This is a genomic window from Bordetella avium, from assembly GCF_034424645.1.
Classification (GTDB): Bacteria; Pseudomonadota; Gammaproteobacteria; order Burkholderiales; family Burkholderiaceae_B; genus Bordetella; species Bordetella avium.
This window is the reverse complement of the sequence record NZ_CP139969.1, coordinates 2,559,232-2,583,987: the sequence shown is the minus strand read 5'-3', so window position 1 is coordinate 2,583,987 and position 24,756 is coordinate 2,559,232. Positions and strand designations below refer to the sequence as shown.

The 24,756-nt window shown below is 61.6% G+C and carries 23 protein-coding genes; 10 read left to right on the top strand and 13 right to left on the bottom strand.

Annotated features, from left to right (window positions below; translation table 11 throughout):
• Positions 1-37: 37 nt before the first annotated feature.
• The 8 genes from U0029_RS11960 to fdxA form a co-directional block, all read right to left on the bottom strand.
• Positions 38-1,252 carry an ABC transporter substrate-binding protein gene (locus U0029_RS11960; RefSeq protein WP_114851814.1) on the bottom strand — a complete coding sequence of 405 codons (1,215 nt, stop codon included), beginning with the start codon at positions 1,250-1,252 and terminating at the stop codon, positions 38-40.
• A gap of 59 nt (positions 1,253-1,311) precedes the next feature.
• Positions 1,312-2,025 (bottom strand): ABC transporter ATP-binding protein, encoded by a 714-nt coding sequence (locus tag U0029_RS11955; protein WP_012416773.1) that lies wholly within the window; start codon positions 2,023-2,025, stop codon positions 1,312-1,314.
• Complete coding sequence (locus U0029_RS11950; RefSeq protein ID WP_114851928.1) at positions 2,022-2,795, bottom strand: ABC transporter ATP-binding protein; 774 nt, start codon at positions 2,793-2,795, stop codon at positions 2,022-2,024. Before U0029_RS11950 ends, U0029_RS11955 begins: the two co-directional genes overlap by 4 nt.
• A gap of 227 nt (positions 2,796-3,022) precedes the next feature.
• Positions 3,023-3,658 (bottom strand): endonuclease III, encoded by a 636-nt coding sequence (nth, locus tag U0029_RS11945; RefSeq protein WP_012416775.1) that lies wholly within the window; start codon positions 3,656-3,658, stop codon positions 3,023-3,025.
• A 6-nt stretch (positions 3,659-3,664) separates the two neighbouring features.
• Positions 3,665-4,306: an electron transport complex subunit RsxB gene (gene rsxB, locus U0029_RS11940; RefSeq protein WP_012416776.1), complete on the bottom strand. Its 642-nt coding sequence runs from the start codon at positions 4,304-4,306 to the stop codon at positions 3,665-3,667.
• A gap of 54 nt (positions 4,307-4,360) precedes the next feature.
• Positions 4,361-5,587, bottom strand: coding sequence for a polyhydroxyalkanoate depolymerase (locus tag U0029_RS11935; protein WP_012416777.1), 1,227 nt, complete (start codon positions 5,585-5,587; stop codon positions 4,361-4,363).
• Positions 5,588-5,724: 137 nt separating this feature from the next.
• A complete protein-coding gene (locus tag U0029_RS11930; RefSeq protein ID WP_114851815.1) occupies positions 5,725-6,516 on the bottom strand; it encodes a ferredoxin--NADP reductase in 792 nt (263 codons plus the stop codon).
• A gap of 19 nt (positions 6,517-6,535) precedes the next feature.
• The gene (gene fdxA / locus U0029_RS11925; protein ID WP_012416779.1) at positions 6,536-6,859 is read right to left on the bottom strand and encodes a ferredoxin FdxA; all 324 of its coding nucleotides are present in this window, start codon (positions 6,857-6,859) and stop codon (positions 6,536-6,538) included.
• A gap of 162 nt (positions 6,860-7,021) precedes the next feature.
• Here fdxA and pncB point away from each other — a divergent pair, with 162 nt between their 5' ends.
• Together pncB and U0029_RS11915 are read left to right on the top strand one after the other, a co-directional pair.
• Positions 7,022-8,197 carry a nicotinate phosphoribosyltransferase gene (pncB, locus tag U0029_RS11920; protein ID WP_039051668.1) on the top strand — a complete coding sequence of 392 codons (1,176 nt, stop codon included), beginning with the start codon at positions 7,022-7,024 and terminating at the stop codon, positions 8,195-8,197.
• Between the two features lie 40 nt (positions 8,198-8,237).
• On the top strand, positions 8,238-8,591 hold the full coding sequence (locus tag U0029_RS11915) for a RidA family protein (RefSeq protein WP_012416781.1): 354 nt from the start codon (positions 8,238-8,240) through the stop codon (positions 8,589-8,591).
• A 46-nt stretch (positions 8,592-8,637) separates the two neighbouring features.
• Here the strand turns inward: U0029_RS11915 and U0029_RS11910 are convergent, their stop codons facing one another.
• Positions 8,638-9,156, bottom strand: a complete 519-nt coding sequence (locus U0029_RS11910; protein WP_114851816.1) for a flavodoxin family protein — start codon at positions 9,154-9,156, stop codon at positions 8,638-8,640.
• Positions 9,153-9,980, bottom strand: coding sequence for a M90 family metallopeptidase (locus tag U0029_RS11905; protein ID WP_012416783.1), 828 nt, complete (start codon positions 9,978-9,980; stop codon positions 9,153-9,155). The genes U0029_RS11910 and U0029_RS11905 overlap by 4 nt, the downstream gene beginning before the upstream one ends.
• A gap of 203 nt (positions 9,981-10,183) precedes the next feature.
• Between U0029_RS11905 and U0029_RS11900 the strand changes: the two genes are divergently transcribed.
• From U0029_RS11900 to U0029_RS11875, 6 genes are all read left to right on the top strand, one after another.
• Complete coding sequence (locus U0029_RS11900) at positions 10,184-12,415, top strand: RelA/SpoT family protein (RefSeq protein WP_114851817.1); 2,232 nt, start codon at positions 10,184-10,186, stop codon at positions 12,413-12,415.
• Positions 12,416-12,519: 104 nt separating this feature from the next.
• On the top strand, positions 12,520-13,671 hold the full coding sequence (gene argE, locus U0029_RS11895) for an acetylornithine deacetylase (RefSeq protein WP_012416785.1): 1,152 nt from the start codon (positions 12,520-12,522) through the stop codon (positions 13,669-13,671).
• 136 nt (positions 13,672-13,807) lie between these two features.
• The gene (gene trpB / locus U0029_RS11890; RefSeq protein ID WP_039051625.1) at positions 13,808-15,007 is read left to right on the top strand and encodes a tryptophan synthase subunit beta; all 1,200 of its coding nucleotides are present in this window, start codon (positions 13,808-13,810) and stop codon (positions 15,005-15,007) included.
• Positions 15,008-15,868 carry a tryptophan synthase subunit alpha gene (gene trpA / locus U0029_RS11885; protein WP_114851818.1) on the top strand — a complete coding sequence of 287 codons (861 nt, stop codon included), beginning with the start codon at positions 15,008-15,010 and terminating at the stop codon, positions 15,866-15,868.
• A 32-nt stretch (positions 15,869-15,900) separates the two neighbouring features.
• On the top strand, positions 15,901-16,779 hold the full coding sequence (accD, locus tag U0029_RS11880) for an acetyl-CoA carboxylase, carboxyltransferase subunit beta (protein ID WP_012416788.1): 879 nt from the start codon (positions 15,901-15,903) through the stop codon (positions 16,777-16,779).
• Between the two features lie 213 nt (positions 16,780-16,992).
• Positions 16,993-17,538 carry an acyloxyacyl hydrolase gene (locus U0029_RS11875; protein WP_012416789.1) on the top strand — a complete coding sequence of 182 codons (546 nt, stop codon included), beginning with the start codon at positions 16,993-16,995 and terminating at the stop codon, positions 17,536-17,538.
• Positions 17,539-17,770: 232 nt separating this feature from the next.
• Here U0029_RS11875 and U0029_RS11870 read toward each other — a convergent pair whose 3' ends face one another.
• From U0029_RS11870 to U0029_RS11860, 3 genes are all read right to left on the bottom strand, one after another.
• Positions 17,771-18,400 carry a LysE family translocator gene (locus tag U0029_RS11870; RefSeq protein ID WP_039051626.1) on the bottom strand — a complete coding sequence of 210 codons (630 nt, stop codon included), beginning with the start codon at positions 18,398-18,400 and terminating at the stop codon, positions 17,771-17,773.
• A gap of 83 nt (positions 18,401-18,483) precedes the next feature.
• The gene (locus tag U0029_RS11865) at positions 18,484-19,287 is read right to left on the bottom strand and encodes a helix-turn-helix domain-containing protein (RefSeq protein ID WP_012416791.1); all 804 of its coding nucleotides are present in this window, start codon (positions 19,285-19,287) and stop codon (positions 18,484-18,486) included.
• A gap of 253 nt (positions 19,288-19,540) precedes the next feature.
• The gene (locus U0029_RS11860; RefSeq protein WP_114851819.1) at positions 19,541-22,588 is read right to left on the bottom strand and encodes an Rne/Rng family ribonuclease; all 3,048 of its coding nucleotides are present in this window, start codon (positions 22,586-22,588) and stop codon (positions 19,541-19,543) included.
• 520 nt (positions 22,589-23,108) lie between these two features.
• On the opposite strand from U0029_RS11860, the gene U0029_RS11855 reads away from it, so the two are divergent.
• Together U0029_RS11855 and U0029_RS11850 are read left to right on the top strand one after the other, a co-directional pair.
• Entirely contained in the window at positions 23,109-24,068 is a 960-nt protein-coding gene (locus U0029_RS11855; RefSeq protein ID WP_114851820.1) for an RluA family pseudouridine synthase, read from the top strand.
• A 1-nt stretch (position 24,069) separates the two neighbouring features.
• Positions 24,070-24,726: an HAD family hydrolase gene (locus tag U0029_RS11850; protein ID WP_012416794.1), complete on the top strand. Its 657-nt coding sequence runs from the start codon at positions 24,070-24,072 to the stop codon at positions 24,724-24,726.
• Positions 24,727-24,756 lie beyond the last annotated feature (30 nt).

Genomic DNA, 24,756 nt, shown 5'->3' with positions numbered 1-24,756 from the left:
CGCTCGAGCGGGGGCGGCCTGAGCCTGAGAGCGCGGCTTACTTCTTGAGCAGCTTGCAGGTCGATTCGGACAGCTTGGTGTACACCTCATCGCCCGGCAGGGTGGCCACCACCTTGTAGTAGTCCCAGGGGCCTTTGGATTCGGCCGGTGTCTTGACCTGCATGAGGTACATGTCGTGCACCATGCGGCCGTCCTCGCGCACCTGTCCGTTCTTGGCGAAGAAGTCGTTGATCTTGTTCGACTTCATCCACTTCATGATGCTGTCGGCATCGTCGGTGCCGGTGGCTTTCACGGCATCCAGGTAGAACTTGGCGGCAGAGTAATCCCCCGCCTGCAACATCGAGGGTTTGCGCTTGACGCGATCTTCGAAGCGCTTGGACCAGGCGCGGGCGTCATCTGATTGATCCCAGTACCAGCCGTCGGTCAGATACATGCCTTTGGTGGCGTCCAGGCCGAGCGAGTGGATGTCGTTGATGAAGACCAGCAGGCCGGCCATTTTCATGGCGTTGGTGATGCCGAATTCGTTTGCCGCCTTGATCGCGTTGATCGTATCGCCGCCGGCATTGGCCAGACCAAGAATCTGCGCTTTAGAGCTTTGCGCCTGCAACAGGAAAGATGAGAAATCCGATGCGCCCAAGGGAGCGCGAACCTGGCCTTTGACCTCGCCGCTAGAGGCCTTCACGACATTGGCGGTATCGCGCTCCAGGGCGTGCCCGAAAGCATAGTCGGCAGTCAGGAAAAACCAACTTTTCCCGCCGTCTTTCACGACGGCCGAGCCGGTACCGCGCGCCAGCGCGACGGTGTCGTAGGCGTAATGAACGGTGTAAGGCGAGCACTGGGCGTTGGTGAGATCCGATGCGCCCGCGCCCACCGCGATGAAGGGCTTTTTCTTTTCGGCGGCGACTTGCGCCATGGCCAGGCTGGTTGCCGAATTGGTGCCGCCGATCAGCACGTCGAGATGCTGCTGATCGAACCACTCGCGGGCGCGCGCCGACGCCACGTCGGCCTTGTTCTGGTGATCGGCCGTCAGCAACTCGATTTTCTTGCCGTTGATATTGCCCCCTGCATCCTCGATCGCCATGCGGATGGCCTCGACACCAGCCTTGCCGTCGATGTCGGAATACACGCCCGACATATCGGTGATGAAGCCGATACGGATGACGTCATTGGAAATGCCGTTTGCTTGGGCGGGTAGCCCTAGGCTTCCCAGGCCTGCCAAGGCCAGTGCTGCAGTGATGATGCGCAACTTCATGGGATGACTCCTATCTTTCCTTTTGGGGGCGCCGGCAGGCCGGCAATTGACAGGTTTTTTCAGACGCCCAGCAGGTCGTTGAGCGTGTCCTGTTTCTCGGGGAGTTCCGCCGCACCGAAGTGCTCGACGATCTGGCCATGCTCCATGACATAGAAGCGGTCCGCCAGCGGGGCAGCGAAACGAAAGTTCTGTTCCACCATCACGATGGTGTAGCCGCGTGCCTTCAAGGCGGTGATCATGCGTGCCAGCGCTTGGACGATCACCGGGGCCAGACCTTCGGAAATCTCGTCCAAGAGCAGCAGATTGGCGCCGGTGCGCAGAATGCGCGCCACGGCCAGCATCTGCTGCTCTCCGCCGGAAAGTCGGGTGCCCGGCGAATGGCGGCGCTCATGCAGATTGGGGAACATCTCGTAGATTTCCGCCAGCGACATGCCGCCGCCCAGTGCCCCGCCCACCGGAGGGGGCAGCAGCAGGTTTTCTTCGCACGACAGGCTGGCGAAGATGCCTCGTTCTTCGGGGCAATACCCCACGCCCAGATGGGCGATTTTGTACGTGGGCAGATCGATGGCTTCAGTGCCGTGAATACGCACAGAGCCCGAGCGCGATCCGGTCAGGCCCAGCACGGCGCGCAGCGTCGTTGTGCGGCCCGCGCCATTGCGTCCCAGCAGTGTGACGACTTCTCCTTTGGCGATGCGTAGATTGACGCCGTGCAGGATGTGCGATTCGCCATACCAAGCTTGCAAATCTGTGATTTCAAGCGCGGGTGCGGTCATGCGTGGGCTCCTTGCAGTTCGCCTGTCGCGGTGCCCATATAGGCTTGCATGACGGCCGGATGACGGGAAACCTCGGCATAAGGGCCTTCAGCCAGCACTGCGCCGCGAGCCAGCACCGTGATGGTGTTTGCGATGCTCGGCACGACGTTCATATTGTGTTCGACCATGAGGATGGTGCGGCCGGCGCTCACGCGCTTGATGAGTTGCGTGACGCGATCGACATCCTCATGGCCCATGCCTTGCGTGGGCTCATCGAGCAGCATCAGCTCGGGCTCCATGGCGAGCGTAGTGGCGATCTCCAGCGCGCGCTTGCGGCCATAGGGCAGGTTGATTGTCATTTCGTTGGCAAAGCCGCCTAGGTCAACCTCTTCGAGCAATGCCCGCGCCGGCGCGTTCAGATGCGCGAGTCCGGCCTCGCTGCGCCAGAATTGATAAGACAGGCCTGTGCGGCGCTGCAGGCCCAGGCGCACGTTTTCCAGCACGGTTAGATGCGGGAAAACAGCGGAAATCTGGAATGAGCGGATGACGCCTCTACGCGCGATCTGAGCCGGGCGTTCACGCGTGATGTCATGCCCGTTGAAGTAAATGCTGCCCGATGTGGGCGACAAGAATTTTGTCAGCAGATTGAAGCAGGTCGTCTTCCCGGCCCCGTTCGGGCCGATGAGCGCGTGTATGTGTCCACGCTTAATGCGCAGGTTGACGTTGTTGACCGCGACAAAGCCGCGAAACTCCTTCGTCAGTCCTTTTGTCTCCAGGATCGTATCGTCCATGACGCTGCACCCGCGTTGGCTTTTTTTGAAAGGGTTGCGGCGAGTATGCGATAGCTCTCCCTGCCAATTCCATGGGGGTTTCTCATAGGTTTTGCGCTGCGCCATGCAGGATTGTCAACAGGGTGACAATGGCGCGCTGCCAGGGCGCTTGGCGGGGGGCGCCACACAGATCGCGCCGCGGTAATCAGACCGGAGCACGACCCTGGCGGCCGCTCAGGAGCGCCTCGTCAAGCGGCCGTCTTGGATTTGAATTCGCACAAGTCCGCGATGCCGCATTGCGGACATTTCGGCGTGCGCGCCACGCAAATGTAGCGGCCGTGCAGGATCAGCCAGTGATGGGCATCAAGCTTGAATTCGGACGGCACCACTTTTTCCAACTTGAGCTCGACTTCAAGCACATTTTTTCCGGGCGCCAACCCGGTGCGATTGGAGACACGGAAAATATGGGTGTCCACGGCCATTGTCGGCATGCCGAAGGCCGTGTTGAGCACAACGTTGGCCGTCTTGCGCCCGACGCCGGGCAAGGCTTCCAGCGCCTCTCGGCTGCGCGGCACCTCTGCGCCATGTTGTTCGAGAATGATGCGGCTGGTGGCGATGGCGTTTTTGGCCTTGGTGCGAAATAGGCCGATCGTCTTGATGTATTCAGCAAGCCTGGCCTCGCCCAGCGCCACCATGCCTGCGGGCGTGCCATGCTGCGCGAAGAACTTGCGTGTCGCGATGTTCACAGACTTGTCCGTGGCCTGCGCCGATAGCAGCACGGCGATCAGCAACTGGAAGGGGGTTTCATATTCCAGTTCGGTGGTCGGATGCGGGTTGGCGGCCCGCAGGCGCTCAAAAATCTCGCGGCGTTTGGCGGCATTCATGGCGTATCAGGGACGTTGGGTGCGACGCGCGCGTGCGCGCGCCAGGGCGGCCTCGATGGCGGAGCGCTTTTGTTCGCTGGCCTCTGGCGCAGTCGGGGTGGCGACGGCGGGCTGTAGGGTCTCTTCGGCGCTGGCGTCGGCCATGAGGCGCGCATTGTCGGCCGTTTCCCGAGCCAGCCGCAGGGCGCGCTCCCTGTGCCGCTGGCGCGCCGCACTGGCGTCGCTGGCAGTCCAGTCGCGGCCGGCGGGCACCATGTCGATGCAATCCACCGGACAGGGCGCTACGCACAGATCACAGCCACTGCACAAGTCGGCCAGAACGGTGTGCATGCGTTTATTGGCGCCTGCGATGGCGTCCACCGGACAGGCCCGGATACAGAGCGTGCAGCCGATGCAATGCGCTTCGTCGATGCGCGCCACCAGCAGCGGCCCGGGTTCGCCGCGTTCGCGGTCGAGCGGCAGCTCGGGCAGCGATAGCAGGGCGGCCAGTGTTTTGACGCCCTCCTGGCCGCCAGGAGGGCAGCGGTTGATGTCTGCCGCGCCGTCGGCAAGCGCCTGGGCATAGGGCCGGCAGCCGTCATAGCCGCATTTGGTGCATTGCGTTTGAGGCAGTACGGCGTCGATGCGGTCGGTGAGTGAAGGCAGCATAGAAAAGAAAACGGGCCCTGAAACACGTCGGGCCCGTAGAGAAATCGGGGCGTGTCAGGACAGGCGGATGAATTCCGCAATTTTAGGGCAGACCTGCTCGCGCCAACGGCGGCCCGAAAAAATACCGTAATGCCCTGCACCCTGGACCGTGTAGTGCATCTTACGCGCGGCCGGGATGCCGCGACAGAGTTTGATGGCGGCGCGGGTCTGACCCTGGCCCGAAATATCATCGAGTTCGCCTTCCACGGTCAATAGCGAGGTTTTCCGGATGGCTTGGGGACGGACACGCTCACCATCGATATCCCACGTGCCGCTGGGCAGACGGAACTCTTGGAACACGCTGCGTATGGTGTCCAGATAGAATTCGGCCGGCATGTCCAGCACCGCGTTGTACTCGTCGTAGAAACGGCGATGGGCCGCCACATCGCTATCGTCGCCGCGCAGCAGATGCAGATAGAAGTCGTAATGCGACTTTAGGTGGCGATCCGGATTCATGGCCATGAATCCGGCGTGCTGCAGAAAACCCGGATAGACCTTGCGGCCGGCGCCAGGGTAGTTGAGTGGTACGGCATGGATGAGCTGGGTCTCGAACCAGGCGTAAGGCTTGGTGGTCGCCAGGTTGTTCACCTGAGTGGGAGACTCGCGTGGGTCGATCGGGCCGCCCATCATGACCATGCTGCGCGGTTGTGCCGGCTCTTCTGCGGCAGCCATGAGTGAGATGGCCGCCAGCACGGGCACCGTCGGCTGACAGACTGAAATGACATGCAGGTCCGGCCCCAGATGGCGGATGAAGTCCTGCACATAGCGCACATAATCGTTCAGATGGAAGGGGCCGGCCGAGAGGGCAACCATGCGCGCATCGACCCAGTCAGTGACGTACACATCATGCGCCGGCAGCAAGGCGCGCACGGTGTCGCGCAGCAGGGTGGCGTGATGGCCCGACAGGGGGGCCACTAGCAGCACGCGCGGGTCATTGCGGTCAGCCGTGTCGCGCAGATCGCGCTGGAAATGCACTAGACGGCAGAAAGGCCGGTCGAGTGCGATCGTTTCCATCACCTTGACTTCGCGGCCGTCTATCGGGGTGCTGTTCAGACCCCATCCAGGTTTCTGATATTCCTTTCCGATGCGGTGGATCAGTTCACAGCTGGCAGCCAACTGCCGTGACAAGGGTGTGTAAGCCAGAGGGCTGTAGGGGCTGGAGAACAGTTGCGAACTGGCGTCCGTGAATGCGGCCAGAGGCCGCAAGAACGCCTTTTGCATTTCGTGCAATTCGTACAGCATCGGGATGGCAATCCTGGATGGGCGGCGACTTTATCGGGTGCTGGACTATAACGGTATTTCGATAAAGTCTGATTTTTCGCCTGTTTCGTGGCGGGATTGTTGCGAAAAAGCACCGCCCTTCTGAATGCCGTCTGGGCTTACCAGTAGTTTTCGACGGCCAAATTGCCTGGAATCCCGCGACGGCCCGGCGCGAAACCGCGTTCGGCGAGCAGTTTTCGCCCATCGGCCAACATGCCCGGATTACCGCAAAGCATGATTTTCACCAGTGCCGGCTCCAGTTTTTCGCCCAATAGCGCTTCCAGCTGGCCGTCGGCCAGCAGTGTGGTCAGGCGCGCTTGCGGCAGGCCGGGCAGGGATTCCCTTGTCGCGATCGGCAGGTAGCGCAGCTTGTCCGCCCTGGCCTGAAAATAAGGCGCCAGGTCAGCACGCTGGTGTAGCTGCTCGATTTCTTCGCGGTAGGCCAGTTCTTCGGCGTAGCGCACGCCATGCACCAGCGCGATCCGGTCAAAGCGCTGCCACGTGGCCGGGTCGCGCAACATGGACATATAGGCCGACAGGCCGGTGCCCGAAGCGAGCAACCAGAGCGAGCCGCCCGGTTCGAAACGATCCGGGGTCAGAAAGCCGAAGGGTTTTTTCTCGATATATAGCGAATCGCCAGGCCGCAGCGCGGCCATGCGGGGGCTGAATTCCCCTCCGGGCATGACGATGGAGTAGAACTCCAGTTCGGACTCGCCGGGGGCGGACACCATCGAGTAAGCGCGCCAGATAGACGGCTCGGTGCCGCCCTGGGCCGGCAAGCCCACACGGGCAAATTGCCCGGCCTGGAACGCGAACTGCTCGTCGCGCGTGACCCGCAGGGAAAACAGTTTGCCAGGAACCCAGTTGCGGATAGCCGTGACGGTCTGGTGGGTGTATTTGCTATCGGTCATAGGCCGCAGGGCAGGCCTTTCAGCGCTCGAGATGTTGCAGTTTGTCTTGCACGCCGTTCCATTCGTCGGCGTCAGGCAGCGGCTTTTTGGCGCGGCTGATGCTGGCGAATTCAGCCGACAATTCGGCGTTAAGGGCGATGAATTTCATTTGGTCTTGCGGCACGTCTTCCTCGGCGTAAATCGCATTGGCCGGGCATTCGGGAATGCACACGGCGCAATCAATACACTCATCCGGGTCGATTACCAGGAAATTCGGACCTTCCCGAAAACAGTCCACGGGACATACATCGACGCAGTCCGTGTATTTGCACTTAATACAGTTTTCGGTAACAACGTGGGTCATTCTGAAGAACTCCGGGATCGGGCATGGCTTGTAAGCTTTGTTGTCCGGGATTTTACCCGAGCAAGGCTGTCAGGCACGATAACCCAGGATGCGGGCAGGGTGGCAGTGCTTGGAAAGCGGCTCGATATGCTATGGTTTGCGCAAAATGAATCCGCCAGCACCATGATTATCACTTCGTTGCTCGACACCGACCTGTATAAGTTCTCCATGATGCAGGTGGTGCTGCATCATTTTCCTGCTGCGCAGGTCGAGTACCGTTATAAATGCCGGAATCAGGGCGTCGATTTGCGTCCCTACCTGGACGAAATCCGCCAGGAAATCCACGCACTGTGCCAGTTGCGCTTCACTAGCGAAGAGCTCGATTATTTGCGCGGCCTGCGCTTCATCAAGAGCGATTTCGTCGATTTTTTGGGCCTGTTTCATCTGCCCGAGCGTTGCATCGCCATTGAAGAGGGCAGGGAGCCTGGCGAGATATCCATCACGGTGAAAGGCCCCTGGTTGCACACGATTCTGTTCGAGATTCCTGTGCTGGCCATCGTCAATGAAGTCTATTTCCGCAACGTGCAGACCCATCCCGACTGGGAAGAGGGCCGCCAGCGTTTGCAGTCCAAGATGCATCTGGTGCTGGACGACCCGGCGCTCACCGATTTCCGCGTGGCCGAATACGGCACCCGCCGGCGCTTCTCAAAGCGCTGGCATGAAGAGGTCGTCGCCACCATGAAGGCAGAGATGGGGCAGCACTTCGCGGGCACCAGCAATGTGCTGCTCGCCATGCGCCATAACGTGCTGCCGTTGGGGACGATGGGGCACGAGTATCTCCAGGCCTGCCAGGCCCTGGGGCCGCGCCTGCGCGACTCCCAGGTCTTCGCCTTGGAAGTCTGGGCCAAAGAGTACCGGGGAGACCTCGGCATTGCGCTTTCCGATGTGTATGGCACCGACGCCTTTCTGCGCGATTTCGATATGTATTTCTGCAAGCTCTTCGATGGCGCGCGCCATGACTCGGGTGACCCCTTTGTCTGGGGAGAGCGCCTGCTGGAGCACTATCGCAAAAATCGGGTCGATCCTCGCACCAAGACCCTGGTATTCTCCGATGCGCTGACCTTCCCGCGCGCGATCGAACTGGCTCGCCAGTTTGCCGGCCGCTGCAAGGTTTCATTCGGTATCGGCACCAATCTCACCAACGATTTGGGTCATCAGCCTTTGCAGATCGTGATGAAAATGGTCCGCTGCAACGGGCAGCCGGTCGCCAAGGTTTCCGACGCGCCCGAGAAAACCATGTGCGACGATCCGGCCTATCTGGCCTATCTGCGTCAGGTTTTCGAGCTGGCGCCAGCCTGATTTCTTTTTTTCCGCCGCTAACCACTCTAAGGGGAAGTTTATGAGCAGCATCAAGCGCTTCAATATTGAAAAGCGTCTCTCTGACATGGCCGTTTACAACGGTGTCGCGTATCTGGCTGGCCAGGTGCCTGACGATGCCTCGCTGGACATCACGGGTCAAACCGCTCAGGTGCTGGCGACCATCGACCGTCTGCTGGCCGAAGCGGGCACCGACAAGAGCAAAATCCTGATGGCCCAGATCTTCGTGGCCAATATGAAGGAATTCGACGGCATGAACAAGGCTTGGGACGCTTGGGTCGCCGCAGGCAATTCGCCTCCGCGTGCAACGGTCGAGGCCCGCCTGGCCAATCCCGATTACAAGGTCGAGATCGTCGTGACGGCCGCCATCGCCTGATGTGAGGCGTCCACCCGGTTTGAGCGGACGCCGCGCAGGCGTTCGCTCAAGCAGGGAGGGCCCCCAGCAGCAGGGTGGCCGCCAGCAATCCTCCCAGGTTCTGCGCTTGGGCGGCTGTCGGCCCATCCAGTTGTTTTGGCGCGAGAATGGCCTCCGGGGTCTGTGCGCCGTTGCGCACGACCAGCGTCGGGGCGATCCGATTCAGTCGCCATCTGGTGCAGATACGTTCGATCTGCCTTGCCGCGCCTTCGCCATCCGTGCCGGCGCTGATGACGGCGCCATAGGGGCGTCCGGCCAGATGCGTGTCCACCGCGTAGTAGCAGCGGTCAAAGAAGTCCTTCATTTCGCCGCTCAGGCTGCCGAGGTTTTCGGGGGCGCAGAATATCAAGCCATCCGCCGCCAACACATCCTGCCCCTGCGCTTCGTGAGCTGGCAGCCGCCGCACCCGGAAATCATCGCTGTGGCCCCCCTCGGCCGCAGCCTGCAAGGCGCCGCTTTCCAGCGCTTGAGCTAACAGGCGCGCCGCGCCCGTACGTGAGTGCCACACGATAAGCAGTTCTTTCATGACAGTCTCGCTAGCGGGTCTTGTTGGTAGTAGGCGCGCAGTAGTGCGTACCAATCAGGCATCGCCTCGGCCAAGGGCCAGGGAGCGGTGAAGAAATGTTCGGAACTGACAGCGAAGAACTCGGCCTCATCCGTTGCCGCGTAGGGGTCGAGCGGGAGTTGACCATACCAGGTATCGGCATCCGGGCTCTCCGGATCGATGTCGGGCGGAATGGCCGCCTCGATCTCATCCAGCGCCCGGCGAAAGTGCGCGAGGCTGTCTTGCAGTGTCTGCTGCCATTGGCGGGGAGAAAGACCCGGGCCCAGGTCGGGCATGCCGTCAGCGCTGCCGGCGCGTAAATCCAGTTTGTGCGCAAACTCGTGGATAACCACGTTGAAAGCCTCCTGGGCGTCTGCCGCGTCGTCCCAAGAGAGAATCACCGGGCCGCCATCCCAGGCCTGTCCGGCGGCCTCTTCGAGGTATTCGTGCACCACGCCATCTTCGTCCTGCATGACCTGCGGGATAGTGAATCCGCTGGGGTAGACAATGATCTCGTCCCAACCGGCATAAAGTTGCGGACTGAGTTTGAGAATGGGCAGCGCGGCCTGCGCGCAGATAGACAGGCGCATGAAGTCGTTCAGCTCCAGGCAGCCTGCGGCATTGATTTGTTTGCTGGCCAGCAGCCAGGCGGCGCGGGCGCGCAGCGCCTCCAGATCGGCGGCGTCCAGCGCATCGAAAAAGGGGTGTGCAGCCAGCACGTCGCGCCATAGCGGCTCGGGAATGCGCGCCTGCATCTCCTGCACCTCTGCCTGCGATGCACCACGGCCTGTCAACCATCTGAACATATCCATATTCCCCTCTGCGCTGCCTGGCGGGTGGGCTTGCTGGCCCGTAGTGTAGAGTGTGCGAAATATTTCTAAAATGATCGGAGCGACAGCGCCGCCAGATTATGGCGCAGTTTCGGTCTGGCGCTCTGCTCAGGGTATCTGCGCTGTCCAGAGTTGCACCGCTGTTTCATTGTCTTTCCCGAATCTCAGCCTGACTCGCTATGTCTGCCTCTGACACGTCAACGTTGACCGAGCCCTTCGATATGGCCTGGCGCCAGGCGGCCGGTGCCGGCCTGGACGAAGCCGGCATGGATTTGCTGGTCCAGGCTGCAGCCTGGGCTTTGCCGCGCTTTGACGGGCAGAACGCCATCACGGGCGAGCCGCTGACACACCATGCGGCGTGCGTGGTGCGTATTCTGGCCAATCTGCATACGGATGCCGCTACCCGTGCGGCCGCTTTGCTGGCGACCTTGCCCGCTGACCTGAGCGCATCGCCGCTGCGCAATGATCCTTTGACCAAGGTGTTCGGCGCCGAGGTGGTGCGCCTGGTGCAGGGCGCCCGTGCCCTGCTGCGATTGGGCGTCGTGGCACGCCAGGCGGCCGATACGGCAGCCGTGACAGGTTCTCAGAAAGAAATGCAGCGCAAGATGCTGCTGGCCATGGCGGCCGACCTGCGCATTGTGCTGATGCGTCTGGCTTCTCGGCTGCAAAGTCTGCGCTGGCATGCGGAAACCAAAACGCCCTGTAATCCGGCTTTTGCCCGCGAGACCCTGGATCTCTACACGCCCTTGGCCAATCGTCTGGGCATCTGGCAGATCAAGTGGGAAATGGAAGACCTGTCTTTCCGTTTTCTTGAACCCGATCGCTATAAGGAAATCGCCCGGCTGCTGGAGGAAAAGCGCGTCGAGCGCGAGGCCTTCATTACCGACACCATTGCGCGCATTCAGGCTGTGCTGGCGCGGGCCGGTATCAAGGGCGAGGTCAGTGGGCGGCCCAAGCACATCTACAGTATCTGGAACAAAACACGGATCAAAGGCCTGGATTTTTCCAAGCTCTATGACTTGCGCGCCTTGCGCGTCATTGTGGATGACGTGCGCGACTGCTATTCCGCGCTGGCCCTGGTGCATGAACTGTGGACGCCCATCCCCGAAGAGTTCGACGACTATATTTCCCGGCCCAAGCCCAATGGTTATCGCTCGCTGCATACCGTCGTCATGGATGAGGAGGGCCGTGCGTTCGAGGTGCAGATCCGCACGCGGGAAATGCATCAGTTCGCCGAGTACGGCATGGCGGCGCACTGGCGCTACAAAGAGGCCGGCGCGAAAGGGGGACAGGTGGCGGCCTCGAGCGACTATGACCGCCAATTGGCCTGGATGCGCCAACTGTTGGCCTGGAATAGCGATGTCGAGGCGGCCAATGAAGATGGCGTGCATACGCCCCGCGAGGTGCCTGAGCATCAGGGCGATGACCGTATTTACGTACTGACGCCCCAGGCGCGGGTGATCGAACTGCCGCAGGATGCCACGCCAGTGGATTTTGCCTATCACCTGCACACCGATCTTGGCCACCGCTGCCGGGGAGCCCGTGTGGATGGGCAGATGGTGCCCCTGCAAACCCGTTTGTCGACGGGACAAACCGTGGAAATCATCGCCGCCAAGTCGGGCGGCCCCTCGCGGGATTGGCTGAATCCGCAGCTTGGCTATCTGGCCAGCCCCCGGGCTCGCGCCAAGGTGCGCATGTGGTTTAACGCCATCGAGTTGCAGCAGCGCATCACCCAGGGCCAAGCCCTGGTCGAAAAGGAGTTGCAACGCCTGGGCAAGACCGCCATCAACCTGGAGCAGTTGGCGCAGAGCCTGGGTTTCGCCAAAGCAGATGATTTGTATGTGGCGGCGGCCAAGGAAGAGTTCAGCCTGCGGCAGATCGACAGCGTATTTCAGCAGCCGGTAGCCGCGCCAGAGCCGCCCTCTTTGCTCACGCATGCGCGTAGCGCCGACAGCGCCGAAAAGACGGGCAAGAGCGGTGTATTGGTGGTGGGTGTCGGATCTTTGCTCACGCAGTTGGCGCGTTGCTGCCGTCCCGCGCCGCCCGACGATATCCAGGGTTTTGTCACGCGGGGGCGCGGTGTGTCCATTCATCGCGCCGATTGCCATAGTTTCAAAGCGCTCGCCGAGCGCGAGCCCGAGCGGGTCATTGCGGTCGATTGGGGAGACACCTCAGATAGCTACTACCCGGTCGACATCAGCGTGCGTGCCCACGATCGCCCCGGCCTGCTGCGCGACCTTTCTGAGGTCTTCGCCCGCCTGCGGCTGAATGTCGTGGGTGTGAATACCCAGAGTAAACAATCGCTTGCCCATATGGTGTTTACCGTTGAGGTGCGTGGCGCGAGCTCTTTGCAAAAGGCGCTCGACGCCTTGCGCGAGGTGGCCGGCGTGTCGGCGGCCAGCCGCCGTTGATTAGGGATTTCCCCTGTGCCGCTTGCTGAAGACAGGCATAAAACGAGCTATTCGCGCGCTACATAGCTGTCCTACACTCAGGATTTATCTCAGGGTCTTGCAACATGAACGCACGTGCTTGGCTGGAAACGCTGGTTGGTTTCGACACCACCAGCCGGAACTCGAATCTGGCTTTGATAGAAACCTGCCGCGATTGGCTGGGGCAGCAGGGTGTTCAGGCCTGGCTGGTGCATAGCCCTGAGCGCAATAAGGCGAATCTTTTCGCCACGCTGCCGGCCGCGGATGGCAATACCCAGGGCGGTATCGTGCTTTCCGGGCACACCGATGTGGTCCCGGTCGATGGGCAGGATTGGGCCACGGACCCGTTCAAGCTTTATGAGGCCGACGGGCGGCTTTATGGCCGCGGGTCTTGCGACATGAAGGGCTTTATCGCCGCGTCGCTGGCCTTGGTCCCCGAATACCTGGCCATGCCGCGCACCAAGCCTATTCATCTGGCCTTCTCCTATGACGAGGAGGTGGGCTGCGCTGGCGCGCCCTATCTGATCGCCGATCTCCATGATCGCGGCATCCGGCCCGAAGGCTGCGTGGTGGGTGAACCGACCGGCATGCAGGTCGTCGTGGCCCACAAGGGCATCAATTTGTTTCGTTGCCGGGTGCATGGCAAGGCGGCGCATTCCTCGCTGACGCCCCGTGGCTGCAATGCCATCGAATACGCCGCACGCCTGATCTGCCACATCCGTGACCTCGCGGATGGTTTCAAGGCCAATGGGCCTTACGATCAGTTTTACGACGTGCCGTTCTCGACCATGACCACCAATCAGATTCATGGTGGCATCGCGGTCAACACCATCCCAGAACTCTGTGAGTTTTCTTACGAGTTTCGGAATTTGCCGGGCATGCCCGCCGAGCAGATCCAGGCGCAGGTCGAGGCCTATGTGCAACAGACGCTGTTGCCGCGCATGCAGGCCGAGTTCGGTGATGCCCGCATCGAGATTGAAAAGGGCGCGTACGCGCCGGGCCTGGAGGCTTCAGAAGAGGCCGCCATCACCCAACTGGTGCGCGCACTGACCGCCGACCGCCAGACGCGCAAGGTGGCGTATGGCACCGAAGCAGGCTTGTTCCAGGGCATGGGCATTCCCACCGTGGTGTGCGGTCCGGGTCATATCGAGCAGGCGCACAAGCCCAACGAATATGTGGCGCTTGACCAGTTGGCCGACTGCGAAAACTTTTTGCGCCGCCTGGGTCAAGCCCTTTGAACAGGCCCGGATAGACCGGCGCCTACGCCGGTTTCTCGTGCTCGGGTAAAATGCCAGGTTCTGAACTGGCGCCAATCGATGGCGGGCATAGGGCCCGGCTTTGCATAGGCGCTGGCGATCTTTAGGTAGACCCCAGGTGAAACCTTACGACCTTCCGGACGAGAAGGGGCATTTCGGCCCCTATGGTGGCGTTTTCGTTGCCGAGACGCTCATGCACGCCTTGAGCGAGCTGCGAACCGCCTACGACAAGTACCGTGTCGATCCGACGTTTATCGAAGAGTTCAACTATGAGCTCCGACATTTCGTCGGCCGGCCCAGCCCTGTCTATCATGCTGCCCGATGGTCGAAAAAGCTGGGCGGCGCCCAGATCTGGTTCAAGCGCGAAGACCTCAACCATACCGGCGCGCACAAGATTAATAACTGTATCGGTCAGGCCCTGCTGGCCAGACGCATGGGCAAGCCCCGCGTGATTGCCGAGACTGGCGCGGGCCAGCACGGCGTGGCCAGCGCTACGGTCGCGGCACGCTATGGCATGGAGTGCGTGGTGTATATGGGCAGCGAAGATGTCCGCCGCCAGGCCTCCAACGTCTATCGCATGAAGCTCTTGGGCGCCAAGGTCGTGCCGGTGGAGTCGGGCTCGCGCACCCTGAAAGACGCGCTCAATGAAGCCATGCGCGACTGGGTCACCAACATCGAGAACACTTTCTATATTATCGGCACCGTCGCCGGTCCGGACCCCTATCCGCGCATGGTGCGGGATTTCCAGACCGTAATCGGCAAAGAGTGTCTGGTGCAAATGCCTGCCGACGCCGGCCGTCAGCCCGACTATGTCGTCGCGGCGGTGGGGGGCGGCTCCAATGCTTTGGGCATTTTCCATCCCTATATTCCTCACGAGGATGTGCAGCTCATCGGTGTCGAGGCCGCAGGCGAAGGCATGGAAACCGGCCGTCACGCGGCATCGCTGGCTGCCGGCCAGGTGGGCGTGCTGCATGGCAACCGCACCTATGTGATGCAGAACGCCGATGGTCAGGTTCAGGAAACGCATTCCGTTTCCGCTGGCCTGGATTATCCTGGCGTCGGTCCCGAACATGCCTGGCTGAAAGACAGCGGCCGCGCCAGCTACGTCGGCATTACTGACGACGAGGCCCTGGCCGCGTTTCATGATTGCTGCCGCATCGAGGGCATCATGCCGGCGCTGGAGTCCTCCCACGCCATTGCACAGGCCGTCAAAATGGCGCCGACGCTGCCGCGCGATAAGATCATTCTGGTCAACCTGTCGGGCCGTGGCGACAAAGATATGCATACCGTTGCCGAACGCGCGGGCCTTGAGCTGTAAATAACCATGAGCCAACGAATTGCCGCCGCTTTTTCCCGTGTCGCCGAGGCGGGTCGCGCCTCGGCTTTGATTCCCTATATCGCAGCGGGCGATCCCTCGCCCGCTGCGACCGTACCGCTGATGCACGGGCTCGTGAAGGCCGGCGCCGATGTGCTCGAACTGGGTGTGCCGTTTTCAGATCCGATGGCTGATGGCCCGGTGATCCAGCGCGCCGCAGAGCGCGCCATCGCGCAGGGCATGGGCTTGTCGCGAGTGCTGCAAGCCGTGGCCGAGTTTCGTCTCACGGACAGCATCACGCCCGTCGTGCTGATGGGTTATGCCAACCCGATCGAACGCATGGGGCAAGAGGCTTTTGCGCAGGCAGCCCGCGATGCCGGCGTGGACGGCGTGCTAGTGGTCGATTATCCCCCCGAAGAAATGGATGAGTTCGGCATCGCCCTGAATCGGGCCGGTGTCGCCCCGATTTTTCTGATTGCCCCCACCACCACCGAGGCGCGCATGCAGTCTATCGGCCGGGTGGCGCGAGGTTATGCCTACTACGTGTCGCTCAAGGGCGTCACGGGCTCGGGCAGCTTGAATACCGAGGATGTGGCGCAACGTCTGGCCGTCATCCGCCGCCACATCGGCGACCTGCCGGTGGGGGTGGGTTTCGGCATTCGTGATGCCGAGAGCGCCAGCCGTATTGCGCTTCATGCTGACGCCGTCGTTATTGGCAGCAAACTCATCGAAACCATGGAGCAGGCTATCGTCAATGTGCCGCCTGCTGAACAGACCGACGCCGCGGTCAAGGCCGCCAGCCAGTGGCTGGGCGGCATCCGCGCCGCGCTGGATCAAGTTAAACGAGAGCGCGCGCAGGGCTGAAATCCGCGCAAGCCGTCTACAGGATAAAAAACATGAGCTGGATCGAAAAACTCCTGCCGCCCCGCATCAACAAAACGAGCGACGGCGGCGCCCGCCGCGTGCCCGAAGGCTTGTGGGTCAAATGCCCGTCTTGCGAGTCGGTGCTTTACAGCGAAGACCTGGCAGCCAATCAGCACGTCTGCCCCAAGTGCAGCCATCATATGCGCATTGGGGCCCGCGCTCGCATCGACATGCTGCTGGACGTCGAGGGCCGCGTTGAAATCGGCCAGACCACCCGTTCGGTCGATTCGCTCAAGTTCAAAGATACGCGTAAGTATCCCGAGCGTCTCCAGGAGGCCATGAAGCAGACGGGCGAGACGGACGCGCTGGTGGTCATGAGCGGTTCCATCCGCGGCGTGCCGGCGACGCTGGCCTGCTTTGAGTTCGAGTTCATGGGCGGCTCCATGGGGTCGGTGGTGGGCGAGCGCTTCGTGCGCGGCGTGAAGGCGGCTATCGAACATAAGACGGCCTTCATCTGCGTGGCCGCCTCGGGTGGCGCGCGCATGCAGGAAAGCCTGTTGTCGCTCATGCAGATGGCCAAGACCAACGCCATGCTGACGCAGTTGGCGCGCGCCGGTTTGCCTTTCATCAGCGTCCTGACCGACCCCACCATGGGGGGGGTTTCGGCCTCTTTCGCCTTCATGGGCGACATCGTGATTGCCGAACCCAAGGCGTTGATCGGCTTCGCCGGCCCCCGCGTGATCGAGCAGACCGTGCGTGAAAAGCTGCCCGAAGGCTTCCAGCGTGCAGAGTTTCTGCTTCAGAAGGGAGCGATCGACATGGTGGTCGACCGCCGGCAGTTGCGCGAAGAACTCGCCCGCCTCATAGCCTTGCTCAACAAACAGGCCGCGGACGTCGTCGCAGCAGCCTGAGCGCCGATAGCCGAGTCAACGGGCGCTAATCGCATGATTAGCGCCCGTTTTACTTAGCCCTGATGTGATGCAAAGTTTTTTATTGTGTCGCATTATGTCGGCTTTTCAGAGGGGCTCTTGCCTAAGCGCCATAAAATTGGCCGACATCATCGCGGTTTCTGATATGGTTCAAGGGTATCTGTCTGCACAGATTGACTGCACTTTGGAGTTCAAATGTACGGCCTGAATAATAAAACTGCTCTGACCAGCATCGCCGCGATGGTGTTGGCTTTGGCTGCCGGTACTGCCCAGGCGCAACAAGGCAGCGAAGGCGGTGTCAGTATTCATTACGGTATTGGCGAGCATTACAAACGCCTCTCGCTCAATTACGAAACCCCTTCTTGGTGGAGCTATCAGTTTGGCGGTAATTGGGGGCGTTTGGATCTGAATGGCGAGTTCGGTGGGGCCTATTGGTCGGCTGACGGTTCGCGTTCTCCAGGCCACGTTTGGCAGGCTAATGCCATCCCCATGTTCCGCTGGTGGGCAAATGATCGTTTCTACCTCGAGGCCGGTATTGGCGCGACGGTTTTCTCGAGCACCAGTTTCGCTGACAAGCGGATTGGCTCGGCATTCCAGTTCGGTGATCACGTCGGTCTGGGTTTCCTGCTGACGCAGAACAACCGTATCGGTTTGCGTTACTCGCATTTCTCGAATGCCAACATCAAGACACCCAATCCGGGTCTGGACGTTGTTCAGCTGACGTATACCTATCAGTTCTGATTTGCGCTTTGCCCTTGTCCAGCCGCCGGCCTTGTCCGGCGGTTGTCGTTGCAGGCTAGCACTGCCTTGCCCGGCTCAAGAATCCTCTAGCGCCGAGCTAAATCCTGCGGCGGCGTTCTTGATATGCGCTGACCTTTCTTTCGCGCGTTGGCGGTGACTCGAGGCCAGGTCTCGATAGGCATTCTGTGAAGAGGGCAAGATAGGTGTGCTCGCGTATGCCGCTGCGCCGGGTTCAAGTTATTTGCAGAATGAAGACGCCCAGTGCCAGAAGAATCAGCATCGCGCCAGAAAGGCGTTCGAGCCAGGGCAGCGCCTTGGCAAACCGCCGCAGTATGGCCTGGTTGCCGATCATCATGGCAACGAGCAGGTCCCAGAGCAGGACGATGCTAAACATCCAGGTGCCGTAGGTCGCTTTCCAGCCTGGGCTGGCGTAGGGGCCGGTAAGCATTGCCGCCAGACTGGTATAGAACAGCGCGTTCTTCGGGTTGAGCATGCCCGATAGGAAGCCCATGCCGAGTGCCTGGCTCCAGGCGCCCAAACCATGTCGCGCCCCTGTCTTGCCCGCCACGCCACTCAGGTCATTGGCGCCGGCGTGGCGAATGAACACGACGCCGAGATAGAGGAGATAAACACAGCCGGCCCATTGCAGGCTGACAAACCATAGGCTATCCGCCTGCAACGCGGCCGTGCCGGCGAAGGCAGCCAGGATGAATACCCCGTTTGCGACAGCGATACCCAGGCAGACGCCTGCGGCGAGGCGCCAGCCTGAGCTTAGCGAGGTACGGACGATCAGAAAGAAGTCGGGGCCGGGAGACAGCAGCGCCAGGAAATGGGCTGCGGCGATCATCAGGAATTGCTGCATGGGAAAACAAACTCGTCGTTTTTCCCCGCAGTCTGGCGGCCGTAGCACCTTCTGTATTGAAGGAAATTGCGGCCTTCGTGGTGTCAGGGCCGAAAACGGCCGGGCGTGACACCGGCATGCGCTTTGAACACCCGCTGGAAGTGGGCCTGATCCGCAAAGCCGAGGTCTTGGGCGACAGCAGCAAGGCTGCTCCCGCTACGGAGCCAATCTCTGGCAAGGTTGACGCGCTGGTTGAGTTGCCATGCATGGGGCGTCAAACCGGTGACGGCCCGAAAGGCGCGGATGGTCTGGTAGCGGCTCATGCTGCTTAAGGCGGCCAGTTTGTCCAAAGTGACCGCACTGGTAGGCCATGCCCGCAAATGGTCCAGGGCCGGCTTGATCTGCCTGGCCAGGCTCGATGGAATGCTGGCTTCTTTGATCCGCTGACCCTGGGCTGAGTCGTAATCGCCGATGAACTCGATCAGTGCGGCCTCCTTGTTATGTCGGTCGGCCTGCGAAAACAGCAGAGCATTAAGCTGACAAAAGCGCATGTAGTCCCGAGGCTCGGTCACGATCCGCACAGGCTCTGTTGCCTCCGAGCGGACGTACTCCTGTCTCACAGCCTGGAGCCATGCTGCATCCAGGTGCAGCATCTGGTAACTCCAGGCGGTATCGGGCGCCGGGTTGCAGGAATGAACACGCGATGCCGGCACGAATATGAGTGACCCAGGAGAGAGGGCGACCGGTCCATGGCTGGCTCCGGTGAAAACGCTGGCGCCGCCATCGATAGCGCCAATTGAAAAGGTGGGGTGATGGTGCGGCTTGTAGCAGGCCCGGCTCTGGCAGGCGCGCCGGCTCTCCACAAAGGGCAGGCTAGGGTCGCGCCAAAACGCCTGGGTGGCATCCATCGTTTTTTCCTCTTCAATGCTTCGTCTACCTGAGCTTACTTCAGGTCAGCGTTCCTATCGCGTTGAAGACCGCCTGTTGGCAAGCAGGGCGAGCTTTCCTGGTCATGCTCCAGTCTCAGCGCCGCTGCGTCGCCGGATGGTGCTTAGGCGCTTTGGCTCTGGCAGATTGGGCTGGCGCCGATGCCTGTGGCGCGGAAAGCAAAGCCCCCCTTGTGCTTAAAGCGCAAGGGGGGCTTTGTGCCTAATCGAACAATTACTGCTGCGTTTCGACTTGCACCAGCGGCGTGGCGGATACTTGGGCTACAGGCTTGCGCTCACGGCCCAGGCGCACCGGCGCGGCATCGGCTTGAGGCGCTGCGTTAACCTGCCGTGCCGGATCGGTCTGCACCCAGGTCAGGCCAGCGGCTTGCACCACGGCGTTCAGCGTGTTGTCGCTGACGACAATGGGGGCGGCCGGGCTTGCGGCGACCGGGGCCGTTTCCACCGGGGCGGCAGCGAGGACCGGAACCGTTTCCACCGGGGCGGCAGCGGCGACCGGAGCCGTTTCCACCGGGGCGGCAGCGAGGACCGGAGCCGTTTCCACCGGGGCGGCAGCGGCGACCGGGGCCGTTTCCACCGGGGCGGCAGCCACGACCGGAGCTGTTTCCGCCGGGGCAGCTGCGACGGCCGGAGCCGTTTCCACGGGGGCGGCAGCCACGACCGGAGTCGTTTCCACGGGGGCGGCAGCGGCGACCGGGGCCGTTTCCACCGGGGCGGCAGCGACGGCCGGAGCCGTTTCCGCCGGGACGGCAGCCACGACCGGAGCTGTTTCCACTGGGGCGGTTTGAACTGGGGTAGCGATGTGGCTGCTCACAACCTGGACGGCGGCGGGAGCCGCTTCATCAGCCTGGTCGTCATTAGCGTCGTCGCCGTCGATGGGTTGACCCTCAGCATTCAGCGTTACGCCGTCTTCCTGGCTGCGACGGCCGCGGCGGCTGCGGCGGCGGCGGCGCTTGCGTTCCGGATCGCTGGCGTTTTCGCCCTCGGCACCTTGCGATGCCTCGGTGTCAGGCTGGGCTTCGGGTTCAGTCGTTGCGACCAGTGTTGCGGCGGGAGCGGCCGGCATGGTGGGCAGGGCGGAGGCCACGGTTTCGGCCAGTGCGGCCACCATGGTTTCCTGTTCGCTCATCGGTGCGTCGGTGACGCCGTCTTCGCGGCGGCCGCGGCCACGTCCACGGCGATTGCGGCCGTTACGCGGTGTGCCTTCGCCATCCGTCTCGGGAGCCAGCGCGCGCGTTTCGGCGGCGAGGTTTTCCCGATTGTCGCGGGTCTCGGTGTTGCGAGCTTCCGCGTTACGATTTTCCGTCGTGCGGTTTTGGCGCGATTCTGCGCGCTGCTCGGGCACAGCGCGCTGTTCGTTGCGCTGTTCCGTCCGTGTTTCGTCCTGGCGGCGTGCGCCACGGCGTTGCTCTTGCCCTTCGCTGGTTTCACGGCGATTGCGGTTGCGGTCCGAACCATGACGCTCGCCACGGCGCTCTTGGCCGTCTTGGGCGCGCTTGGCGCGATTGCCGCTGGGGCGCTTGCTTTGCTCAGCCGATTTTTCAGCCGGCTTGGTTTCGCTGCTGCCCGAGATCCAGTTGATCAGGCGCTTGAACAGGCCGCCAAATCCCGAACCCTCGGCAGGTTTGGCCGCCGGGGCAGGGGTCGATACCGGGGCGGGCTGGGCCGGGGTGATGCCCTTGACCAGTGCCTCGGGGCGAGCCTTGACTTCCTGCTCGCGCGGGCTCCAGGTGACATCGGTGGCAGGTGCTTCGGCCAGCTCGAAGCTGGTCTTGGTTTCTTCCAGGCGCGGATCGTCGTGGCGCAGGCGCTCGATATGGTGGTGGGGCGTTTCGAGGTGCTTGTTGGGGATCAGCACCAGATTGACCTTCAGGCGGGCTTCCATCTTGGCGATGTCGGCGCGCTTTTCGTTCAGCAAGAAGGTGGCGACATCAACCGGCACCTGAGCGTGCACGGCCGCCGTGTTTTCCTTCATGGCCTCTTCTTCCAGCAGGCGCAGCACATGTAGGGCGCTGGATTCCGCATCGCGGATGACGCCGGTGCCGGTGCAGCGCGGGCAGGTGATGTGCGAGCCCTCGTTCAGGGCGGGGCGCAGGCGTTGGCGCGACAACTCCATCAGGCCAAAGCGGGAAATCTTGCCCATCTGCACACGAGCGCGATCAAAGTGCAAGGCATCGCGCAGGCGTTGTTCGACAGCGCGTTGATTCTTGCTGTCTTCCATGTCGATGAAGTCGATTACGATCAGGCCGCCGAGGTCGCGCAGGCGCAACTGGCGGGCCACTTCGTCGGCCGCCTCCAGATTGGTGCGCAGGGCGGTTTCCTCGATGTCGGCGCCCCGGGTGGAGCGGGCCGAGTTCACGTCGACGGCGACCAGCGCTTCGGTGTGGTCGATGACCACGGCACCGCCCGAAGGCAGTTGTACCGTACGCGAATAGGCCGTTTCGATCTGGTGTTCGATCTGGAAGCGCGAGAACAGCGGCGTGTCGTCGCGGTAGCGTTTGACGCGCTGGACGTTGTCCGGCATCACCACGCTCATGAATGCGGCGGCCTGATCAGCGATTTCGTCGGTATCGATAAGGATTTCACCGATTTCCGGCGAAAAATAGTCGCGGATAGCCCGGATGACCAGGCTGGACTCCAGGTAAATCAGGATGGGAGCGGCGTTATCACGCGCGGCGCCATCGATGGCTGTCCAGAGCTGTAGGAGATAGGCAAGATCCCATTGGAGCTCATCGACATTGCGGCCGATGCCGGCTGTGCGGGCGATGATGCTCATGCCTTGCGGCACATCGAGCTGCTCCATCGTGTCACGCAGCTCTTGGCGATCTTCGCCTTCCACGCGTCGGGAGACGCCGCCGCCGCGCGGGTTGTTGGGCATCAGCACCAGATAACGGCCAGCCAGCGAGATGAAGGTGGTCAGGGCGGCGCCCTTGTTGCCACGTTCCTCTTTTTCGACCTGGACGATCAGCTCCTGGCCTTCGCGCAGGGCGTCCTGGATGCGGGCGCTGCGCACATCCACGCCTTCTTTGAAGTAGCTGCGGGCCACTTCTTTGAAGGGCAGAAAACCGTGACGATCTTCGCCGTAGTTGACGAAGCAGGCTTCCAGACCGGGTTCGATGCGGGTGATGACGCCTTTGTAGATATTGCCTTTGCGCTGTTCGCGGCCGGCGGTTTCGATATCGAGGTCGATGAGCTTTTGCCCATCAACGATTGCGACGCGCAGTTCTTCCTGGTGCGTCGCATTAAACAGCATGCGCTTCATGAGTGCGGTTCTCCGTTGTCAGGACGCGCCGATATCGGCGCGTGACCTCGGGCCACTCGGGCTGCGGCTGAAGCAGGCAAGAAGAATGCGGACCGTACCTGAGCGGCGCTCAGGCGTATCCGCCGCGCGTCACGCGGGCACGTCGCGCCACGAGGCGCGGGGTTCTGGCAGCAGGGGGGTCGGCTTCACGGGTGTGGATTGACGAAACGGTTGCTGTGAACGTCAGATGCATCGTGCATCTGGTGCGTAATAAATATTCGACGATTCTTGCTTTGCTTCAAGCCGCTTGCGGCATGCAACGGATCTCTGCCAGGAAGGCGGGCAATGCGTGCCACACCACCATCCGGCAGATCGCGGTTGCGCCGGCGACCAAGTAAACCCAGGAGCTGAACGGAGACAGTACAATGGTGGCCCGCGCATCAGACGGAGGCGCGAATCTCTCCGCATCTCAACGCCAGGCGACGGTTTCACACCCGCTATCAGCCTCTGAAGTTCAGCCCTTTAAGGCTGTCCCGATTATATGCCTCTTTCCGCAATGCGCAAACAAACTTCCCCCGCAGTTCCCTCTGTACGCATGGTTGAGGTCGACGCCGGTCAGGAAGGGCAGCGCCTGGATAATTTTCTGTTGCGCTTGTGCAAGGGTGTTCCCAAAAGCCATATTTACAAGGCGATACGGGGTGGTGAGGTGAGAGTAAACAAGGGCCGGATCAGTGCGGACTACCGTCTGGTTGTCGGCGATGTGGTCCGCGTGCCTCCGCTGCGCCTACCTGATCCGGGTCAGCCCAAGCCCGTGCCGGCCTCCGAGTTTCCGGTGGTCTATGAAGACGATGCCATGCTCGTGATCAATAAACCGGCGGGCGTGGCCGTGCATGGCGGCAGCGGCGTGTCTTTCGGCGTTATCGAGCAGTTGCGCGCCGCCCGTCCTGAGGCGCGTTTTCTAGAACTGGTCCATCGCCTGGACCGTGAAACCTCCGGCCTGCTCATGATTGCCAAGAAGCGCAGCGCGCTGCTGGCCTTGCACGCCATGCTGCGCGAAGGCCGGGGCAGCAAGCGTTATCTTGCTCTGGTCGAGGGGGATTGGGTCAATGACCGCCAGCACATCCGCCTGGCGCTCAGCAAATGGACCACTCAGAGCGGAGAGCGCCGGGTCAAGGTCGACCCGGATGGGCAAACCGCCCACACCATCATTTCGCTCAAACAGCGTTTTGGCGATTACAGCCTCGTCGAAGCCGAGCTGCGTACGGGGCGTACTCATCAGATCCGCGTGCACCTGGCGGCCAGCGGTTTTCCCATCGTCGGCGATGATAAATATGGGACAGATGAAACGCGTGCGTTATTCGCCCGGCAAGGGTTCAACCGCATGTTTCTGCATGCCTATCAGCTGACGCTGGATCATCCGCTTACGGGTGAGCCCCTGAGCCTTACCGCGGAGTTGCCCGCCATCTGTAGCAAGCTATTGCATCAACTGGAGAAAGCCTGATATGTCTTATGCATTGGTGGTGTTCGATTGGGACGGTACCCTCATGGACTCCACGCACAGCATTGTGGCCGCCATCCAGGCGGCCGCCCGCGATCTGGACTTGCCCGTGCCCAGCGCTTCCGAAGCCAGTTGGGTGATTGGTCTGTCCCTCGAAAGCGCGCTCAAGCGGGCGGTGCCACAACTGACGCCGGCGCTGCTGCCTCGCTTTCTTGAGCGTTATCGCATTCATTATTTGTTGCGTGACCCGGAATTGCGGCTATTCGATGGTGTGCGCGAATTACTCGACAGTCTGGCGAACCAGGATGTTCGCCTGGCTGTGGCGACCGGCAAAAGCCGGGTTGGCTTGAATCGGGTGTTGGCGGCGACAGGTTTGGGGCCGGTTTTCGATGCAACACGAACAGCCGATGAAACATTCAGCAAGCCGCATCCGGAAATGTTGCACCAGTTGATGAATGATCTGGATGTAGATCCCTCGCGCGTCGTCATGGTTGGCGACACCACCCATGATCTGCAAATGGCCGTCAACGCCGGCGTGCATGGTCTGGGTGTTTCCTATGGTGCGCACAGCTTGAGCGAGTTGCAATCGTGCAGCGCCGAGGCGGTGGTGCATAGTGTGCCCGAGCTGGCGCAATGGCTCGCTTCGCGAGTTGTGGTCTGATTTGCCCGCTCTGCTGGATAAAAAAGCGGC

What these genes read in the sequence shown, in the direction of transcription:
- pncB (WP_039051668.1), top strand. Translation starts at nt 7,022, where the DNA reads ATGATTATCACTTCGTTGCTCGACACCGACCTGTATAAGTTCTCCATG.
- U0029_RS11960 (WP_114851814.1), bottom strand. Translation starts at nt 1,252, where the DNA reads ATGAAGTTGCGCATCATCACTGCAGCACTGGCCTTGGCAGGCCTGGGA.
- U0029_RS11955 (WP_012416773.1), bottom strand. Translation starts at nt 2,025, where the DNA reads ATGACCGCACCCGCGCTTGAAATCACAGATTTGCAAGCTTGGTATGGC.
- U0029_RS11950 (WP_114851928.1), bottom strand. Translation starts at nt 2,795, where the DNA reads ATGGACGATACGATCCTGGAGACAAAAGGACTGACGAAGGAGTTTCGC.
- U0029_RS11915 (WP_012416781.1), top strand. Translation starts at nt 8,238, where the DNA reads ATGAGCAGCATCAAGCGCTTCAATATTGAAAAGCGTCTCTCTGACATG.
- U0029_RS11855 (WP_114851820.1), top strand. Translation starts at nt 23,109, where the DNA reads ATGCCTCTTTCCGCAATGCGCAAACAAACTTCCCCCGCAGTTCCCTCT.
- U0029_RS11910 (WP_114851816.1), bottom strand. Translation starts at nt 9,156, where the DNA reads ATGAAAGAACTGCTTATCGTGTGGCACTCACGTACGGGCGCGGCGCGC.
- U0029_RS11935 (WP_012416777.1), bottom strand. Translation starts at nt 5,587, where the DNA reads ATGCTGTACGAATTGCACGAAATGCAAAAGGCGTTCTTGCGGCCTCTG.
- U0029_RS11850 (WP_012416794.1), top strand. Translation starts at nt 24,070, where the DNA reads ATGTCTTATGCATTGGTGGTGTTCGATTGGGACGGTACCCTCATGGAC.
- fdxA (WP_012416779.1), bottom strand. Translation starts at nt 6,859, where the DNA reads ATGACCCACGTTGTTACCGAAAACTGTATTAAGTGCAAATACACGGAC.
- rsxB (WP_012416776.1), bottom strand. Translation starts at nt 4,306, where the DNA reads ATGCTGCCTTCACTCACCGACCGCATCGACGCCGTACTGCCTCAAACG.
- accD (WP_012416788.1), top strand. Translation starts at nt 15,901, where the DNA reads ATGAGCTGGATCGAAAAACTCCTGCCGCCCCGCATCAACAAAACGAGC.
- U0029_RS11870 (WP_039051626.1), bottom strand. Translation starts at nt 18,400, where the DNA reads ATGCAGCAATTCCTGATGATCGCCGCAGCCCATTTCCTGGCGCTGCTG.
- U0029_RS11905 (WP_012416783.1), bottom strand. Translation starts at nt 9,980, where the DNA reads ATGTTCAGATGGTTGACAGGCCGTGGTGCATCGCAGGCAGAGGTGCAG.
- U0029_RS11865 (WP_012416791.1), bottom strand. Translation starts at nt 19,287, where the DNA reads ATGGATGCCACCCAGGCGTTTTGGCGCGACCCTAGCCTGCCCTTTGTG.
- U0029_RS11900 (WP_114851817.1), top strand. Translation starts at nt 10,184, where the DNA reads ATGTCTGCCTCTGACACGTCAACGTTGACCGAGCCCTTCGATATGGCC.
- argE (WP_012416785.1), top strand. Translation starts at nt 12,520, where the DNA reads ATGAACGCACGTGCTTGGCTGGAAACGCTGGTTGGTTTCGACACCACC.
- nth (WP_012416775.1), bottom strand. Translation starts at nt 3,658, where the DNA reads ATGAATGCCGCCAAACGCCGCGAGATTTTTGAGCGCCTGCGGGCCGCC.
- U0029_RS11860 (WP_114851819.1), bottom strand. Translation starts at nt 22,588, where the DNA reads ATGAAGCGCATGCTGTTTAATGCGACGCACCAGGAAGAACTGCGCGTC.
- U0029_RS11930 (WP_114851815.1), bottom strand. Translation starts at nt 6,516, where the DNA reads ATGACCGATAGCAAATACACCCACCAGACCGTCACGGCTATCCGCAAC.
- U0029_RS11875 (WP_012416789.1), top strand. Translation starts at nt 16,993, where the DNA reads ATGTACGGCCTGAATAATAAAACTGCTCTGACCAGCATCGCCGCGATG.